This is a genomic window from Microbacterium aurantiacum, from assembly GCF_031625015.1.
Classification (GTDB): domain Bacteria; phylum Actinomycetota; class Actinomycetes; order Actinomycetales; family Microbacteriaceae; genus Microbacterium; species Microbacterium aurantiacum.
In genome coordinates this window covers 629,022-644,718 of the sequence record NZ_JAHWXH010000001.1, presented here as the reverse complement: position 1 = coordinate 644,718, position 15,697 = coordinate 629,022, and the positions used below count along the sequence as shown (strand labels likewise).

General features: G+C 71.4%; 18 protein-coding genes and 1 tRNA gene. 8 read left to right on the top strand and 11 right to left on the bottom strand.

Translation table 11 applies throughout. The features are described from left to right. Positions 1 to 19: 19 nt before the first annotated feature. Together radA and KZC50_RS02990 are read right to left on the bottom strand one after the other, a co-directional pair. On the bottom strand, positions 20 to 1,384 hold the full coding sequence (radA, locus tag KZC50_RS02995) for a DNA repair protein RadA (protein ID WP_053546516.1): 1,365 nt from the start codon (positions 1,382 to 1,384) through the stop codon (positions 20 to 22). 46 nt (positions 1,385 to 1,430) lie between these two features. Then, positions 1,431 to 2,381, bottom strand: coding sequence for an L-lactate dehydrogenase (locus tag KZC50_RS02990; RefSeq protein ID WP_310890573.1), 951 nt, complete (start codon positions 2,379 to 2,381; stop codon positions 1,431 to 1,433). Positions 2,382 to 2,526: 145 nt separating this feature from the next. On the opposite strand from KZC50_RS02990, the gene pdxH reads away from it, so the two are divergent. Next, complete coding sequence (gene pdxH / locus KZC50_RS02985; RefSeq protein WP_310890572.1) at positions 2,527 to 3,177, top strand: pyridoxamine 5'-phosphate oxidase; 651 nt, start codon at positions 2,527 to 2,529, stop codon at positions 3,175 to 3,177. Positions 3,178 to 3,206: 29 nt separating this feature from the next. On the opposite strand, the gene KZC50_RS02980 is transcribed toward pdxH, so the two are convergent. The 3 genes from KZC50_RS02980 to KZC50_RS02970 form a co-directional block, all read right to left on the bottom strand. Further along, the gene (locus KZC50_RS02980) at positions 3,207 to 3,851 is read right to left on the bottom strand and encodes a response regulator (RefSeq protein WP_301131967.1); all 645 of its coding nucleotides are present in this window, start codon (positions 3,849 to 3,851) and stop codon (positions 3,207 to 3,209) included. Further along, complete coding sequence (locus KZC50_RS02975; RefSeq protein WP_310890571.1) at positions 3,848 to 5,494, bottom strand: sensor histidine kinase; 1,647 nt, start codon at positions 5,492 to 5,494, stop codon at positions 3,848 to 3,850. The genes KZC50_RS02980 and KZC50_RS02975 overlap by 4 nt, the downstream gene beginning before the upstream one ends. 117 nt (positions 5,495 to 5,611) lie before the next feature. Then, positions 5,612 to 6,430 (bottom strand): universal stress protein, encoded by an 819-nt coding sequence (locus tag KZC50_RS02970; RefSeq protein ID WP_310890570.1) that lies wholly within the window; start codon positions 6,428 to 6,430, stop codon positions 5,612 to 5,614. 122 nt (positions 6,431 to 6,552) lie between these two features. Here KZC50_RS02970 and KZC50_RS02965 point away from each other — a divergent pair, with 122 nt between their 5' ends. Both KZC50_RS02965 and KZC50_RS02960 read left to right on the top strand, forming a co-directional pair. Beyond that, positions 6,553 to 7,077 carry a pyridoxamine 5'-phosphate oxidase family protein gene (locus KZC50_RS02965; protein ID WP_310890569.1) on the top strand — a complete coding sequence of 175 codons (525 nt, stop codon included), beginning with the start codon at positions 6,553 to 6,555 and terminating at the stop codon, positions 7,075 to 7,077. Between the two features lie 101 nt (positions 7,078 to 7,178). Then, a tRNA-Ser gene (locus tag KZC50_RS02960) sits at positions 7,179 to 7,269 on the top strand. Between the two features lie 165 nt (positions 7,270 to 7,434). Here KZC50_RS02960 and KZC50_RS02955 read toward each other — a convergent pair. The 3 genes from KZC50_RS02955 to KZC50_RS02945 form a co-directional block, all read right to left on the bottom strand. Further along, entirely contained in the window at positions 7,435 to 8,874 is a 1,440-nt protein-coding gene (locus KZC50_RS02955; protein ID WP_310890568.1) for an LLM class flavin-dependent oxidoreductase, read from the bottom strand. 198 nt (positions 8,875 to 9,072) lie between these two features. Next, the gene (locus KZC50_RS02950; RefSeq protein ID WP_310890567.1) at positions 9,073 to 9,426 is read right to left on the bottom strand and encodes a TraR/DksA family transcriptional regulator; all 354 of its coding nucleotides are present in this window, start codon (positions 9,424 to 9,426) and stop codon (positions 9,073 to 9,075) included. Between the two features lie 8 nt (positions 9,427 to 9,434). After that, positions 9,435 to 10,004: an NADPH-dependent FMN reductase gene (locus KZC50_RS02945; RefSeq protein ID WP_053546478.1), complete on the bottom strand. Its 570-nt coding sequence runs from the start codon at positions 10,002 to 10,004 to the stop codon at positions 9,435 to 9,437. Positions 10,005 to 10,152: 148 nt separating this feature from the next. Here KZC50_RS02945 and KZC50_RS02940 point away from each other — a divergent pair, with 148 nt between their 5' ends. Together KZC50_RS02940 and KZC50_RS02935 are read left to right on the top strand one after the other, a co-directional pair. After that, complete coding sequence (locus KZC50_RS02940) at positions 10,153 to 11,127, top strand: ATP-binding cassette domain-containing protein (RefSeq protein WP_310890566.1); 975 nt, start codon at positions 10,153 to 10,155, stop codon at positions 11,125 to 11,127. Then, entirely contained in the window at positions 11,124 to 12,002 is an 879-nt protein-coding gene (locus KZC50_RS02935; RefSeq protein WP_375294562.1) for an ABC transporter permease, read from the top strand. Before KZC50_RS02940 ends, KZC50_RS02935 begins: the two co-directional genes overlap by 4 nt. Before the next feature lie 64 nt (positions 12,003 to 12,066). Here KZC50_RS02935 and KZC50_RS02930 read toward each other — a convergent pair whose 3' ends face one another. Continuing rightward, a complete protein-coding gene (locus KZC50_RS02930) occupies positions 12,067 to 12,408 on the bottom strand; it encodes a hypothetical protein (RefSeq protein WP_301131983.1) in 342 nt (113 codons plus the stop codon). Positions 12,409 to 12,622: 214 nt separating this feature from the next. Between KZC50_RS02930 and msuE the strand changes: the two genes are divergently transcribed. Both msuE and KZC50_RS02920 read left to right on the top strand, forming a co-directional pair. Further along, positions 12,623 to 13,252 (top strand): FMN reductase, encoded by a 630-nt coding sequence (gene msuE, locus KZC50_RS02925; protein WP_310890565.1) that lies wholly within the window; start codon positions 12,623 to 12,625, stop codon positions 13,250 to 13,252. A 127-nt stretch (positions 13,253 to 13,379) separates the two neighbouring features. Further along, positions 13,380 to 14,339, top strand: a complete 960-nt coding sequence (locus KZC50_RS02920; protein WP_310890564.1) for an intradiol ring-cleavage dioxygenase — start codon at positions 13,380 to 13,382, stop codon at positions 14,337 to 14,339. 34 nt (positions 14,340 to 14,373) lie between these two features. Here the strand turns inward: KZC50_RS02920 and KZC50_RS02915 are convergent, their stop codons facing one another. Continuing rightward, positions 14,374 to 14,577, bottom strand: a complete 204-nt coding sequence (locus KZC50_RS02915) for a hypothetical protein (protein WP_310890563.1) — start codon at positions 14,575 to 14,577, stop codon at positions 14,374 to 14,376. 41 nt (positions 14,578 to 14,618) lie between these two features. Next, on the bottom strand, positions 14,619 to 14,930 hold the full coding sequence (locus tag KZC50_RS02910; protein ID WP_310890562.1) for a sugar ABC transporter ATPase: 312 nt from the start codon (positions 14,928 to 14,930) through the stop codon (positions 14,619 to 14,621). 198 nt (positions 14,931 to 15,128) lie between these two features. Here KZC50_RS02910 and KZC50_RS02905 point away from each other — a divergent pair, with 198 nt between their 5' ends. Beyond that, positions 15,129 to 15,581 carry an SRPBCC family protein gene (locus KZC50_RS02905; RefSeq protein WP_310890561.1) on the top strand — a complete coding sequence of 151 codons (453 nt, stop codon included), beginning with the start codon at positions 15,129 to 15,131 and terminating at the stop codon, positions 15,579 to 15,581. Positions 15,582 to 15,697 lie beyond the last annotated feature (116 nt).

Sequence of the window (15,697 nt, the reverse complement as noted above, 5' to 3'; positions counted from 1 at the left end):
CAGTCCGGAAGCCAGGGCCTCAGAAGCCCGGCGCGTTTTCCCCGGGACGGGCCCGCACGCGCCGCCGCACGTCGCCGAGGGCGGCACGCAGGGTGCCGGATCGGTTGTCGATGACGTCGGTGTAGCCGAGGCGGGCCGCTTCGCCGCGCCGCTGCGGAGCCTGAGAGACGGGGCGCACCTCGCCGGCGAGGCTGAGCTCGCCGACCGCGGCGAGGGTTCGCGGGGTGGCGTGGTTCAACACCGCTCCGGCGACCGCGATCGCGATGGCGAGGTCGGCGGCGGGTTCGGTGAAGCGGATGCCGCCCACCGTGGAGACGTAGACGTCCTGATTCGACGTGACGATGTCGGCCTTCTTCTCGAGCACCGCCAGTACCATCGCCACTCGCGCCGCATCGACGCCGTTGACGATGCGGCGCGGGTTCGGGGCGCCCGTGCTGATGGTGAGAGCCTGCACTTCCACCGGCATCGCACGCCGACCCTCCAGGGCGATCGCGACGCACGTTCCCGGCTCGGGCTGGCCGTGACCCAGGAACAGGGCGCTGGGGTCGGGGACCTCGGCGATGCCGTCCCCGGTCATGTCGAAGCATCCGACCTCGTCCGTGGGCCCGAAGCGGTTCTTCAGTGCCCGGACGAAACGCAGTGAGGTCTGCCGGTCGCCCTCGAAGTGGCAGACGACGTCGACGAGGTGCTCGAGCACGCGCGGGCCCGCGATCGACCCGTCCTTCGTGACGTGACCGACGATGATGACGGGCAGCCCACGGTCTTTCGCGATGCGGATGAGGGTGGAGGCGACCTCGCGCACCTGCGCCGGCTGCCCCGCCATGCCGTCGGAGAGCCCCGATGCGACCGTCTGCACGCTGTCGACGATGAGCAGCTGCGGCTGGACCTCATCGATGTGGCCGAGGATCGTCGCGAGGTCGGTTTCGCTCGCGAGGTACAGCTCGTCGTGGAGCGCGCCGGTCCGCTCGGCGCGCAGACGCACCTGAGCCGTCGACTCTTCGGCGCTGGCGTAGAGCACGCGGCGCCCGGAGCGCGCGGACTGCGCGGCGACCTCCAGCAGCAGGGTGGACTTGCCCACTCCCGGCTCGCCGGAGAGGAGGATCGCCGCCCCCGGGACGATGCCGCCGCCGAGGACACGGTCGAACTCGCCGACGCCGCTCGTGCGCCGCGGGGTGTCGGAGGTCTCGACGCGCGTGATGGGCTGGGCGGCGCGCGCCGCACCAGGCGCGACCGGCGTCACGGCGCGGAGGATGCCGGTCTGCTCGGCGGCCTCGACGACCGTTCCCCACTGCTGGCATTCCGCGCAGCGCCCCGCCCACTTCGCGGTCGTCCACCCGCATTCGGTGCACCGGTAGGGAGCGGTCGGGGTGCGCTTGGTCGCCATCCCCTCAGCGTAGGCGGCGCCCCCGACACCGGCCGGATGCCGCGGATCAGCGCAGCGAGTCGGCGACGCCCTTCAGCGCCTCGGCGCTGCGGTGCAGCAGCTCGAGCTCGTTCGGCGCGAACGCGGTCTCGATCACGGGGCGGGCGCCGGCGGCGCTGACGACGCTCGGGACGGAGAGGGCGACGCCGTCGATCCCGTGGAAGCCCCGGAGGACCGGCGAGACCGGCATGACGGCGTGCTCGTCCTTCAGGATCGCCTCGATGATGCGCGCGCTCGAGAGACCGATGGCGTAGTTCGTCGCACCCTTGCCCTGGATGACCTTGTACGCGGCGTCGCGGACGTCGACGGCGATGCTGTCGAGCTCCTCCACCGTCATGCGGTCGCCGCGCGGGGTCACCCAGTCGAGGATCGGGACGGTGCCGATGGTTGCCTTGGACCACAGCGGGAACTCGGTGTCGCCGTGCTCGCCGACGATGTAGGCGTGGACGCTGGAGGTCGACACCCCGGCGCGTTGGGCGAGCTTCCACCGCAGGCGCGAGGTGTCGAGCACGGTGCCGGAGGCGAAGATCCGCTCGGTCGGCAGCCCGGTGGACTCCTGCGCGAGCACCGTCAGCACGTCGCAGGGGTTTGTGACGATGACGTAGATGGCGTTCGGGGCCACCTCCAGCAGCTGCGGCATCATCGACCCGAGGATGCCGGCGTTCGTGCCCGCGAGCTCGATGCGCGTCTGCCCGGGGTGCTGCTTGGCGCCGGCGGTGATCACCACGACGTGCGAGCCCTCGACGACGGAGATGTCGCTGCCGCCGGTGATGTCGCTCGTGCCGGTGAACTGCGTTCCGTGGGCGAGGTCGAGGACCTCGGCCTCCACCTTCTCGGTGGCGATGTCGTACAGCGCGACGTGGCGGGCCGAACCGCGGATGAGCGCCGCGTACGCGGTGCTGGAGCCGACGCTGCCGGCTCCGACGACGGTGACCTTCGAGTTCTCGATGACAGTCATGACCCCAGTCTGGCAGGGCCGACGGGCGCCCGCGGCGGGACGAACGTCCTTCCCCGGCCCGCGTCGGCCCCGGCGTCGGCACCGCGCTCTACGATGGGGTGCACCCGCGCCCGACGGTGGCGTCGGCCGGAAGGACGCGTACCGGATGACCGCGGAGGATCCCCTGGCCCACCGACTCGACTACGCGCTCGACGCGCTGGGTGACGACGCCCGCGACGCCGACCCGTCGGATCTCTTCCACCGGTGGCTGACGGATGCCGCCGACCTGCCCGAGCCGAACGCGATGGTCGTCTCCACGGTCGACGCAGCCGGCCGGCCGACCTCCCGGACCGTGCTGCTCCGCGGGGTCGACGACGACGGGGCGCTGTGGTTCTTCACCAACCGCACCTCGCGGAAGGGGCGCGCGCTCGCCGAGAACCCCCGCGTCTCGCTCCTCTTCCCCTGGTACGCGCTGCAGCGCCAGATCATCGTGCTCGGCGAGGCGACTCCCCTCGACGCCGACCGTGACGACGCGTACTTCGCCTCCCGGCCGCGGGGATCGCAGCTGTCGGCGTGGGCGAGCGACCAGTCGCAACCGGTGGCTTCGCGCGCAAAGCTGGAGGCGGGGATGGATGCGGCATCCGCTCGCTTCCCGGACGATGAGACCGTTCCGCGCCCGCCGCACTGGGGCGGCTACCGCGTGGTGCCGACGGAGATCGAGTTCTGGCAGGGACGGCAGTCGCGCCTGCACGATCGCATCGTCTTCTCCCGGGACGGACCGGATGCGCCGTGGAGGTCGTTCCGGCGCCAGCCGTGAGGGTCGCCCCACACTCAGCCCCGCGCCGGTCAGATCCCGCGCCGGTGCTCCGCGCCGTACACCGCGGCCTGGGTGCGCCGGACCATCCCGAGCTTCGCCAGGAGTCCGCTGACGTAGTTCTTCACCGTCTTCTCCGCCAGCCCGAGCCGCTCGCCGATCTCGCGGTTGGTGAGGCCGTCGGCGATGAGGTCGAGCACCTGGCGTTCACGGTAGGTGAGGTCGGCATCCGGTGACGCCGGTGCGCTCCCGGTGACCGGGGCGGCGGCGGCCTGCGCGGCGGTGCGGAGCGCCTGCGCCGACTGCACGGTGCGTCCGGCGGCGCTCGCGCGGATCGCGTCGACGAGGGCGGCGCTGCGGATGTCTTTCAGCACATAGCCGCTCGCGCCCGCGAGGGCGGCCGAGCGCAGGGCCTCGTCGTCGTCGTACGCGGTGAGCATGAGGCACGCGATCTGCGGATGCCGCGACCGCACCTCGCGGCAGAGGTCCACGCCGCTGCCGTCGGGGAGGCGGACATCGAGCACGGCCACATCAGGAGCGGTGGCCTCGATGCGGCGGAGGGCCTCGGCGATGTCGCCCGCCTCGCCGACGACATCGAGGTCGGGTTCGGCGTCCACGAGCTGCGCGATGCCGCGGCGGACGATCTCGTGGTCGTCGACGAGGAAGACACGGGTCATCGGGGGCTCTCTTCTCTCTCCGGCGCGGTCTGCGGTTCTCCGAACGGCGCGCTCCATCGCAGCGTCGTGCCCGCCGCCGACGACGCGACGTCGAAGGCGCCGCCGCGCTGGCGGGCGCGTTCGGCGAGGTTCGCCAGCCCGCTCCGGCGGCTGTGCGGTGGGATGCCGCGCCCGTCGTCGCGGATCTCGAGGTGGACGCCGGCGTCGTCCGCGGAGACGGTGACGTCGACGGTCCGGGCATCCGCGTGCTTCGCGACATTCGTGAGTCCCTCGCGGAGGACGCCGGTGAGCTCGTCGACGAGGGCGGAGGGGACGAGGCTGTCCACCGGGCCGCGGAAACTCACGCGCGGGCTCGTCTCCAGCGGGCGCCCCGCTTCGGTCGCGACCGAGAGGAGGCGGTCGCGGGCGCCCCCGCGTCCCGCGCCGCCGGCGCTCCCGAGCGCGAAGATGACGGTCCGGATCTCGCGGATCGCGGCATCCAGGGTGTCGATCTGCGTCGAGAGGTCGTCCGCGGCCTCTGGATGCCGGTGGGCGAGGGCCTGCAGCGACAGGCCCGCTCCGAACAGGCGCTGGATGACGTGATCGTGCAGGTCGCGCGCGATGCGGGCGCGGTCGTCGGCCTGCTCGAGGCGGCGACGGTCGTCCCGGCCGCGGACGACCTCGATCGCCACGCCCGCCTGGCCGGCGAAAACGAACGCCATCTCCAGGTCGGCGTCGGTGAACGCCGCCGCCCCGGGAGCGCGCGACACGGTCAACACGCCGAGGACCTCGTCGCCGGCGAGCAGCGGGACGGCCACGGTCGGTCCCTGGGCGGCCTGCCCCGGGAACACCGCATCCGCCGGCTGGGTGGGCGCGCTCACCGCGCGCCGCGAGGTCATCGCACGGCCCGCTGCGGTGGCGTTGACGTCGTGCTCGCGGCCGAGGAGGGCCTCGGCGGCGGCACCTCTGGCGGCGACGATGCCGAGGGTGTCGGCATCCGTCGTGGGTACGGCGAGGGTCACGAGGTCGGCGTCGACGAGCGGGGCGATCCGGTCGACGATCACCTCCAGCGCGTCGTCGCCGCGCACGTCGAGGAGGGCGCCCATGACGTCCGCGATGGCGGCGCTCCACTCCTCGCGGATCGTGGCGCGCTCGTACAGGCGGGCGTTCTCGATCGCGATCCCCGCGATCGCGGCGAGGGACACGACGAGGTTCTCGTCGGCATCCGTGAATCGCCCGGCATCCGCCTCGGCGAGGTACAGGTCGCCGTACACCGCGTCGCGCACGCGCACCGGGACGCCCAGGAACGAGTGCATCGGCGGGTGGTGGGCGGGGAAGCCCACCGATCGCGGGTCGGCGGCGAGGTCGCCGAGACGCACGGGCTCGGAGGCGGCGATGACCGCGCCGAGGATGCCGTGGCCCCGCGGGAAATCGCCGATGCGACGTGCCGTGTCCACCGGCATGCCGCGGTGGACGAACCGGGTGAGCATGCCGTCGTCGCCGAGCACCCCCAGCGCACCGTATCGCGCGCCGACCAGGGACATCCCCGCCTCGACGATGCGGCCGAGGACCTCCTCGAGGTCGAGGTGCTCGACGACCGAGCTGCTCACGCGGAGGAGGTCGCCGAGGCGTCGCTGGGAGAAGCTCGTGTCGGCGGCATCCATGCCCGGCCTCCCGTCGGCGTCTCGGCGTGTGTCGTGTCGGGACCTCGTGGGGCGAGTCTAGCCAGGGGTGACGCGCTGTTCGGGGGCGGGGCGGGGGCGGGGTCGGGGGCGGGGTCGTCAGCGGGGATTCGGCGCGATGAGGACCGGCGTCGAGACGCGTCCGAGCAGATCCTGCGCGACCGAACCCAGGAGGCCGCCGGTGACCACCCCGCGTCGGTGCGTGCCGAGGACGAGGAGCGATGACAGAGGCGCCTGATGCGCGAGCGCCGGCGTCGGGGCGGAGGACACCAGGACGTCCTCGATCCGGAGTCCGGATGCCGCGGCCCGCGCCCGCTGCACGGCATCTTTCAGGATCCGCCGGTGCTGGTCTTTGACCTGCAGGGGCGAGGAGAGCAGGGCGACCGACCCCTCCAGCGTCGGCACCGGCATCGACCACGCGTGGACGACGCGCAGCGGTGCGCCCGCGGCATCCGCTTCCGCCGCAGCCAGGAGGATCGCCGACTGCGACGACGCGTCGTCGTCGATCCCCACCGTGACCGGTTCGTCGTTCGGGGCCCAGTCCTCGGGGACGAACGCCACCGGCCCGTGGGCGCGAGCGACCAGCCGCAGGGGCTTGCTCGCCAGGACCGCCTTCATCGGGGAGCCGCGGCGGATGCCGACCACGACGAGATCGGCGCTGCGCGCGTCTTCGGCAAGCGCCTTCGGCATCGATCCGTCGATCCTGTGGGGTTCCACGTGGACGCCCGGGGCGATGTCGTGCACGCGGCGGGTCGCGTCCTGCAGCATCCTGTCGACGCGCCGCGCGTCCGCGCCGACGAGGCTCGTGACGGTCGTGATGTGCAGTTCGGAGCCGTCACGCGCGGCTCGACGGGCGGCCCAGTCCAGCGCGGTTCGAGCGGCGGGGCCGTCGTCGTACCCGAGGGTGATGGTGCGCATGTCCGCGACGCTACGCGCGGCGGATCCGCCTGCCGAGGGCCGAAGGTCCCAGGTGCGCGGGGGGACCTTCGGCCCTTCCCGGTAGCACGGTCCTGTGTTGTGATCGAGGCGAGGAGAACGCCATGGACGCCACCCGCACCGCCCCTCCCGCCGCCCGCGCGGCCATCACCGCCGCGCCGCCGCCTGCCCGCCTCGCTGCGCACGCCGTGGAGAACCTGCGCGCACGCGACTGCTGGGCGCTGCTTCAGGGCGGTGGTGTGGGACGCCTGGCGCTCGTCGCGGTCGACGGCGCACCTGACCTGTATCCGGTGGACTTCACCGTCCACGACGACTGTCTTTACGTCCGCTCCGGCCCGGGGTCCAAACTCGCGGCGCTCGCCGCACGGCCGCAGGTGGCGTTCGAGACGGACGGCCTCGATGACGGATGCCGCTGGAGCGTCGTCCTGCGGGGACAGGCGGCGCGCCTCGACCGCGACGACGAGATCGAGGCGTCCGGGATCCTCGATCTCGTCTCCTCTTCTCCGACGCCGAAGCACGACTTCGTGCGCATCACGCCGAACCGGCTTTCGGGACGCCGGTTCCGCGTGTTCCCCGCGACAGCTCCGCAGGGGGCAGAGCAGATCACGGGGTCCCCGCGGGTGCGATGACACCCGCGAAGACGCTCCGCCGGCGGCCCGGGACGCCGCCGGCGGAGCGGTCGGGGCGTCCGAGTTCGCGACATCCGGCGGTGTGTCGTAAGCTGGTCGGCGGTGACGTGTCCGAGCGGCCGAAGGTGCAACTCTCGAAAAGTTGTGTAGGGTAACCCCCTACCGTGGGTTCAAATCCCACCGTCACCGCCAGAAAAACCCCCGTTATCCGGGGGTTTTTTCTTTGCCCGGGCGCCTCGTAGCGGCCGAAGCCGTGGAGAACGCGGGAGATCTCGTCGCGGGAACGGGGCGGAGACCGCTCCGGCGCCTGTATCTCCCGCGTTCTCGACAGCGGCCGCCCATGATCCCCGCCTCCGGTCAGGCCCCCGCACCCACCCGCGCGCCGACGCGGTAGCGGGCGCCGCGGTGCTCCTCCGGGAGGCGGTCGCCGCGGCCGTGGAGCTTTTCGCGGAGCGTCCCGGGCGCGTACGAATTGGGGTAGACCCCGCGGGCGCGGAGCACCGGGATCACGTGCTCCACGACGTCCTCGAACGTGCCCGGGGTGATGGCGTAGGCGAGGTTGAAGCCGTCGACATCCGTCTCCTCCACCCACTCCTGAAGGGTGTCGGCGATCTCCTCGCCCGACCCGACGATGAGAGGTCCGAGTCCGCCGATGGCGCCGCGCTCGGCGATGTCGCGGACGGTGAACTCCTGGCCGTGGCGAGCGGATTCCTCGAGGTTCGCGATCACCGACTGGATCGCGTTCGACTTCACGTTGCCGACCGGCTCGTCGAGGTCGTACTGCGACAGGTCGACGCCCATCCATCCGCTCATGAACACCAGCGCGCCTTCGGGGCTCGCGTACTGCAGGTAGTCCTGGTGCTTCGCGTGCGCCTTCTCGCTGGTCTCGTCGGTGATGATCGTCAGCAGCGTGTAGATCCGCGCGGAGTAGCGGTCGCGGCCGGCGGCCTCCAGGGCGTCGCGGATGCGGGAGACCGTCGAGCGCAGCACCTCCTTGGTGGGGGCGGCGACGAAGATCGCCTCGGCGTTGTCGGCCGCGAACGCGATGCCGCGCGGCGAGGCACCCGCCTGGTAGATCACGGGAGAGCGCTGCGGGCTCGGCTCGGAGATGTGGATGCCGGGAACGGTGAAGTGCTTCCCGTAGTGACCGATCTCATGCACCTTCGCCGGGTCGGTGAAGACGCCGGACTCGCGGTCGCGCTGGACCGCGTCGTCCTCCCATGAGCCCTCCCACAGTTTGTAGAGCACCTCGAGGTACTCGTCGGCGTGGTCGTAGCGGTCGTCGTGCTCGAGCTGGTCGTCGTGGCCCATGTTGCGCGCGGCGCTGGGGAGGTATCCGGTCACGACGTTCCAGCCGACGCGGCCGTTCGTCAGGTGGTCGAGGGTCGACATCCGCCGGGCGAAGGGATAGGGGTGTTCGTAGGCGGTGCCGGCGGTGATGCCGAACCCGAGGTGCTCGGTGACGAGGGCCATCGCGCCGACCAGGAGCAGCGGGTCCGAGACCGGAACCTGCGCGCCGTGGCGAATGGCGGCCTCGTTCGTGCCGCCGTACACGTCGTAGGTACCGAGGACGTCGGCGATGAAGATGCCGTCGAAGGTGCCGCGCTCGAGGAGCTGGGCCAGATGGGTCCAGTACGTGAGCTCCTTGTAGCGGTGCGACTGGTCGTCGGGGTGACGCCAGAGGCCGGAGGACTGGTGCGCGACGCAGTTCATGTCGAACGCGTTGAACCGGATCTGTCGCTTCGCGCCCGCGGGGGCGGCGGTCTCGGTTTCGGAAGCGCTGCCGTGCGTGCTCATGCGGCCATCGTGCCGACTCACGACCGCCGTGTCGCGGCCGGTGTCACGCGACGACGCCGGGCGTAACGCACCGTCACGAACCGCCGTCGGCGCGGTCGGCGCGGGCGATCGGTGTCGAAAACGCGGGATATCCGGGCTGTCTGCCCGCGCGCCGGGGCCGACACGTGCGGCTCGTCACGCGTCTTGGGCAGGCGGCGGTCAGCGCTGCGCGCTCGCACAGGCGACGCAGCGATCGGCGGTGGGGCGCACCTCGAGGCGCCCCACCGGGATCGCCCGTCCGCAGACGAGACAGATTCCGTACGTCCCGTCATCGACCCGCGCGAATGCGGCGTCGATGTCCGACAGCTCGCGCTCGACGTCCGCGCGCAAGCCCTCGAGCCGCGACCACTCCCCGGAGAGCGGCGCGCCGTCCGGGTCGTGCTCGTCGTCGTCTGACTCGCCGCTGCGCGCACGACGCAGTGCGGCGATCTGCGCGTCGAGGTCGGCGAGGCGGTCCCGGGCGGTGACCCGCGCCCGCTGGAGGTGCACGGTCGGGCCGTGCGGCGTCGGCATCCGTTCCCTCAGTCGCGGGGCAGGACCGTCAGGACCCGCTCGATGTGGTCGCGGAACTCGGTCATGTAGTCGCGGAGGAACCCCTCGAGCCCTTCGTCGTGAACCTCGCCGTCGGCGCCGAACTTCTCTTCCGAGAAGGTGATGTACGCCTCGGGGCTCGTCATCTGGCGGGCGTTGCAGAAGCTCAGCACGCCGCGGAGGCTCTGCTGCGCGACGGCGGTGCCGATCTGTCCGATGGAGGCCCCGATGACGGCGGCGGGGATGTGGTCGAACGAGTTCTCCCCCCACGGGCGCGACGCCCAGTCGATCGCATTCTTCAGGGCGCCGGGGATCGAGCGGTTGTACTCGGGGGTGACGAAGAGCACCGCATCCGAGTCGGCGATCGCATCCTTCAGGGCGGTCGCCACGGGCGGGTAGTCGGCGTCGAAATCCGGGCTGTACAGGGGCAGGTCGCCGATGGGGATCTCGCGGAACTCCAGTTCCGGCGGCGCAAGACGAATCAGCGCCTTCGAGAGGGTGCGGTTGATCGACGTGGACGACAGGCTTCCGACGAAGTAGCCGACGGTGTGCGTGGTCATGGGGGTTCCTCTCTGCAGCGTGTCCCCCAGCCTGTCGTCGACGGATGCCGTGGGGAAGGGTCTTGCGCGGTGCGCGAGCATCCGGTTATGAGCGCGAGGAAACCGGGCCGTAACCCTCGTGTCGGCAGCCGGGAGTACCATCACGCGCATGGCGTTCATCGAAGCCCGAGGGCTCGTCAAGACCTACACGCCGAAGGGTGCGCCGGTCGTGCGCGCGCTCGACGGGCTCGACCTGGATGTGCCGCGCGGAACCGTCACGGCGCTGCTCGGTCCGAACGGGGCGGGGAAGACCACGACGGTCAAGGCGCTCACCACCCTCATCAAGCCGGATGCCGGGACCGCGACGATCGACGGCGTCGACGTCCTGGCCGATCCGGAGCGCATCCGCCGGATGATCGGCGCGAGCGGGCAGTACGCCGCCGTGGATGAGAACCTCACCGGCTTCGAGAACCTCGTGATGGTCGGCAGGCTCTACCACCTCGGGGGGCGCGTCGCGCGGCAGCGGGCCACGGAGCTGATCGAGCTGTTCGACCTCATCGAGGCGCGGAACCGCCCGGTCAAGGGCTACTCCGGCGGCATGCGCCGTCGGGTCGACCTCGCCGGTGCGCTCGTGATCAACCCGCCCGTGCTGTTCCTCGACGAGCCGACCACGGGCCTCGACCCGCGCAGCCGCCTCGGCCTGTGGGACGTCATCCAGACCCTGGTCTCCGACGGGACGACGGTGCTGTTGACCACGCAGTACCTCGAAGAGGCCGACCGGCTGGCCGACTCGATCTCGGTCATCGACAACGGCAAGGTCATCGCCAAGGGCACCGCCGACGAGCTCAAGGCGTCCGTCGGCGGGCAGCGCGTGGCGCTGACCCTCGTCGACGACGCCGACGGCGAGGCGGTGCGCGCGATCCTCGCCGCGCACGGATCGGGCGCACCGGTGCTGACGGGAGGGCGCACGTGGGTCGTGCCCGTCGACGACGGGCCCGCCGCGCTCGCGGCCATCGTCGCTGCGGCATCCCGCGACGGCATCGCCTTGCACGACGCCGGAATGAGGCGGCCGACGCTCGACGACGTGTTCCTCCAGCTCACCGGGCGCGCGGCCGAGAACGACACCGAGGAGACGGCGGCATGAGCACGTCCGAATCTCGCCTCACGACCACTGCCGGCGCCGCCGGCACGTCGTCGATGACCCTCCGTCCCCAAGCGGGCACGCCGCTGTCGAGGTTCCTCAGCGACGGGTGGGTGACCACCTGGCGAAACCTCATGAAGATCATCCGGGTGCCCGAGATCCTGCTCTTCTCGCTCATCCAGCCGATCATGTTCGTCCTGCTGTTCACCTACGTCTTCGGCGCCGCCATCGACATCCCGGGCGACGGCTACACGTCCTTCCTCATGGCCGGCATCTTCGCCCAGACGGTGGTGTTCGGCTCGACCTATTCGGGGTCCGCGATGGCGCAGGACCTCAAGGACGGCATCATCGACCGTTTCCGCACGCTGCCCATGAGCGGTGCGGCGGTACTCGTGGGGCGAACCAACGGTGACCTCGTGATCAACGCCCTGTCCGTGCTGGTGATGATGGGCACGGGTCTGCTCGTCGGGTGGCGCGTCAACTCGTCGTTCCTCGAGTTCCTCGCCGGCGTCGCGCTCCTGCTGCTGTTCGCCTACGCGTTCTCGTGGGTGATGGCGTTCCTCGGGATGTCTGTGAAGAGCCCGGAGATCATCAACAATGCGTCGTTCCTCATCCTCTTCCCGCTGACGTTCATCTCCAACGCGTTCGTGCCGAGCGAGAACCTGCCGACGCCGCTGCGCATCTTCGCGGAGTGGAACCCGGTGTCCGCGCTCGTGCAGTCGGCACGGGAGCTCTTCGGCAACGTCCCCCCGGGAACCCCGGTCGGTGACGCGTGGCCGGCGCAGAATCCGATCGCCACGGTGATCATCGGCGTCGTCGTGCTGCTCGCGGTGTTCGTGCCGCTGTCGATCCGGAAGTTCGCCACGCTGTCACGCTGACGCGACGGACGGATGCCGCGACCCGTCACCTCAGGGTCAGCCGCGTCGCCGAGGTCCGGCGCCGTCAGCAGGGGAGCGGGCGGTACAGTGCGCGCGATACACGCCGCGCCTGCGATGTCGCGGCGTCGGCGACGGTGGCCCCGTGGATCGCGGCGATCGCTCGCGCCGCCGAGCCGAGCGAGTGGGTCTGCGCGCACTCGAGCGCGCGGTCGCGCCGTGGTCCGACGGACGCGACATAGATGCGGCCCGCCACCTCGATGAAGCCGATGGCGTCGTCTGCGATGGTGACGGCGAAGACGTCGTCGGCGACACGTTCCACGTGGGCATCCGGCATCCGCGGGGGCGAGGCGGCGTAGGAGCCGATCCCGTCGAAGCGATCCGTCGAAGCCTCCGACATGATGCTCATCGCGCCCTCGCTTTCCGCACCGTTCCGTGCTCTCCGGTGTGATCCGACGATAACCAGACAGGGTGTCTCGAGCCTCGGGGTTGACGGCTGGTTGCCTGTTCGCTACCGGCCGCTGAAAGACCGGTGGTGGTCCCGGATGACGCTGCGTGTCGCTCTGCGACGTTCCGTGTCATCGACCGCGCGCGGGTGCGGCATCCGGACGTACCGTCGGGGCATGACGACGACTCCGACCTTGCCGGCGACCCCGGTCGCGCCGACGGCCCTCGAGCCCCGCCGTGCCCTGCGGGTCGTGGGCGTGTCCGGTTCTCTGCACGAGCCCAGCAAGACCACCGCTCTGATCGCCGAGATCCTCCGCCGCGTCGGCGCGCACCTCGACGTCGAGAGCTCCCTCATCGAAGTGGCGTCCATCGGCCCGGCCTTCGCCGGGGCGCTCACCCGCGACGCGCTCCCGCCCGAAGCCCGAGACGCGCTCGAGCAGATCGAGACCGCCGACCTGCTCGTCGTGGGCACGCCCGTCTACCGGGCGTCGTACACCGGCCTCTTCAAGCACCTGTTCGATTTCGTCGAGCAGTACGCGCTGGTCGGGCGCCCCGTGCTCTTGGCGGCGACCGGAGGGGGCGAGCGGCACGCGCTCATCATCGAGCACCAGCTGCGGCCGCTGTTCGGCTTCTTCCAGGCGCTCACGCTGCCGCTCGGGGTGTACGCGAGCACGTCCGACTTCGACGGCTACGTGCTGCGAGAGGGCAGCGTCTCCGAGCGCATCGACCTCGCCCTCGAACGGGCGCTGCCGATCCTCTCCCACGGCGGACGAGAGACCCCGTCGGACCGCATCTCGACCTGGTGACCGCTGTGGGCGGCGGCGGGGGCCGTCGCCCACAGCCCGGCATCCATAGCCCGCGCACAGGCCCGTCATACGGCGTCGACAATCCCGCCGCGCATCCTGAAGTCCTCGCCGACGACAGGAGACCGAGATGACCCGCTTCCCCGACCCCGACGTCACCCCCGACGGGCCAGCCTACGAAGGAAGGCTGCTCGCGCGGCCCGACGACGAGGTCGTCGACCAGGGCATCGGCTTCGACCTCGGGACGCTGGTCAGCCGCCGCGGCATCCTCGGCATCGTGGGCCTGGGGGCAGGGGCGGTCGCGCTCGCCGCGTGCAGTCCGCTGGCGACCTCGGCCGCGACGCCGTCGGCGTCGGCGACCCCCACGACGACGGGCACACCCACCCCGACAGCCACGGCATCCGCATCCGCCGCCCTCCCCGCCGGGGAGATCCCCGACGAGACCGCCGGACCGTACCCGGGTGACGGCTCGAACGGCCCGGACGTGCTGGAGCAGTCCGGGATCATCCGCCGCGATCTGCGCACGAGCCTCGGGAGCTCCGCGATCGTCGAGGGGGTCCCGGCGGAGGTGACCCTGCGGATCACCGACATCGCGTCGGGCGACGCGCCGTTCGCCGGAGTCGCGGTCTACGCGTGGCACTGCGACGCGCAGGGGCGGTACTCGATGTACTCGGACGGAGTCACGGGTGAGACGTGGCTGCGAGGCGTCCAGATCGCCGACGCGAACGGACAGGTCACCTTCACCACGATCGTCCCCGGCTGCTACGCGGGGCGGTGGCCGCACATCCACTTCGAGGTGTATCCGGATGCCGCATCGATCACCGATGCGGGAAACGCCATCGCCACATCGCAGCTCGCGCTCCCGCAGGCGATGCTCGAGACGGTCTACGCCCTGCCGGCGTACGACGGATCCGCGAGGAACCTGACCGGGGTGAGCCTGACCTCCGACAATGTCTTCGGCGAGGACGGAGGGGCGCTGCAGATGGCGACGGTCACGGGCGACGCCTCAGCCGGATACGCCGCATCGCTCGTGGTGCGCGTGGACACCGCGACCACGCCGAGCGCCGGAGCGGCCCCCGGACGTCCGTGAGACGCGGGGGCCGCCCGGGCTCTGTCGGCCGTCGTCAGACGCCGAGGTCCGGGTCTTCTCCCTGGACCGTGGCATCGGGGTCTTCGCCCTCGGCCTGGCTCGGGTGACCGGCGACGTCCTCGGGCGGCGTCTCGGCGATCGAGGCGCGGTCGGTGCCGGGGTCTCCGGTGCCGCTGTCGTAGCCGTCGGCGCTGTGGTCGCCGGAAGGGTGGTCTTCGGGGCGGTCGTGGTGGGTCATGATGACTCCTTTCGGGGATCTTCGGATGTCGGGGTGCGCGCTCAGCGCATGTCGTCGCCGGGCGTCAGATCGCCCTCGCCGTCGGGGCCGAGGTCGATCATTGCCGGATCGGCGCCCTGCGACTCGGGCAGCGCGCTCGTGCCGGGGAGGTCCTCGGCGGGCACTTCGTCCAGGGGAGACGACAGCTCGGCGGGGTCGGCGCCTGTGGCTGTGGCATCGTCGGCGGGGGCTTGCCGGATGTCGCGGTCAGAGGCTTCCCAGTCTTGCTGGGCGGCGTCCCATCCGTCGTCGGCGGTCGCATCGGTTCCGCGTATCGCGGAGGTGAGGGTTTCGTTCTGATCGGGGTCGCTCATGCGTCGCTCCTTTCCTCTTCGCCCACTCTCGGCACTGTCGCCGCGAGTGCCGAGGGGCTTGCCCGCCGGGTCGCCGTGCGCTAGCGCCGATCCGCATCGGCGAGCCCGATAACAGGCGCGGCGGGGGAAGGCAACCCCCTGCGTGACGGCCGGAGCAGGGGGGAGCATGGCAACTCCCAACGAGAGGAAGGTCACGCAATGACCCAGATCATCGAAACCGTCGATGTCGACGTCGACGTGTCCACCGCCTACAACCAGTGGACGCAGTTCGAGACGTTCCCCCGGTTCCTGAGCTTCGTGAAGTCGATCACCCAGCTGGACGACAAGACCCTGCGCTGGGTCGTCGAGATCGCCGGCGCGGAGCGCGAGTTCACCGCGAAGGTGAGCGAGCAGCATCCGGACGAGCGTGTCGCCTGGGCGACCGTCGAGGGCGAAGCGCACCACGCGGGCGTCGTGACGTTCCACCGACTCTCCGACAACGAGACGCGCGTCACCGTGCAGCTCGACTGGGAGCCCGAGGGCGTGGCCGAGAAGATCGGCGCCCTCGTCGGACTCGACGACCACGCGGTGAAGAAGGACCTCAAGAACTTCAAGGAGTTCATCGAGTCGCGCGGCGGCGAGACCGGCGCTTGGCGCGGCGACATCTCCTGAGTCGCAGGTCGACGATGCCCGTCCCGGTTTCGGGACGGGCATCGTCGCGTGCGCGGCGCGCGGGTACGCCTCCCCCCTCGCGCCTGTCAACCCCCTCCACTGTTGTCAGGTGCGCG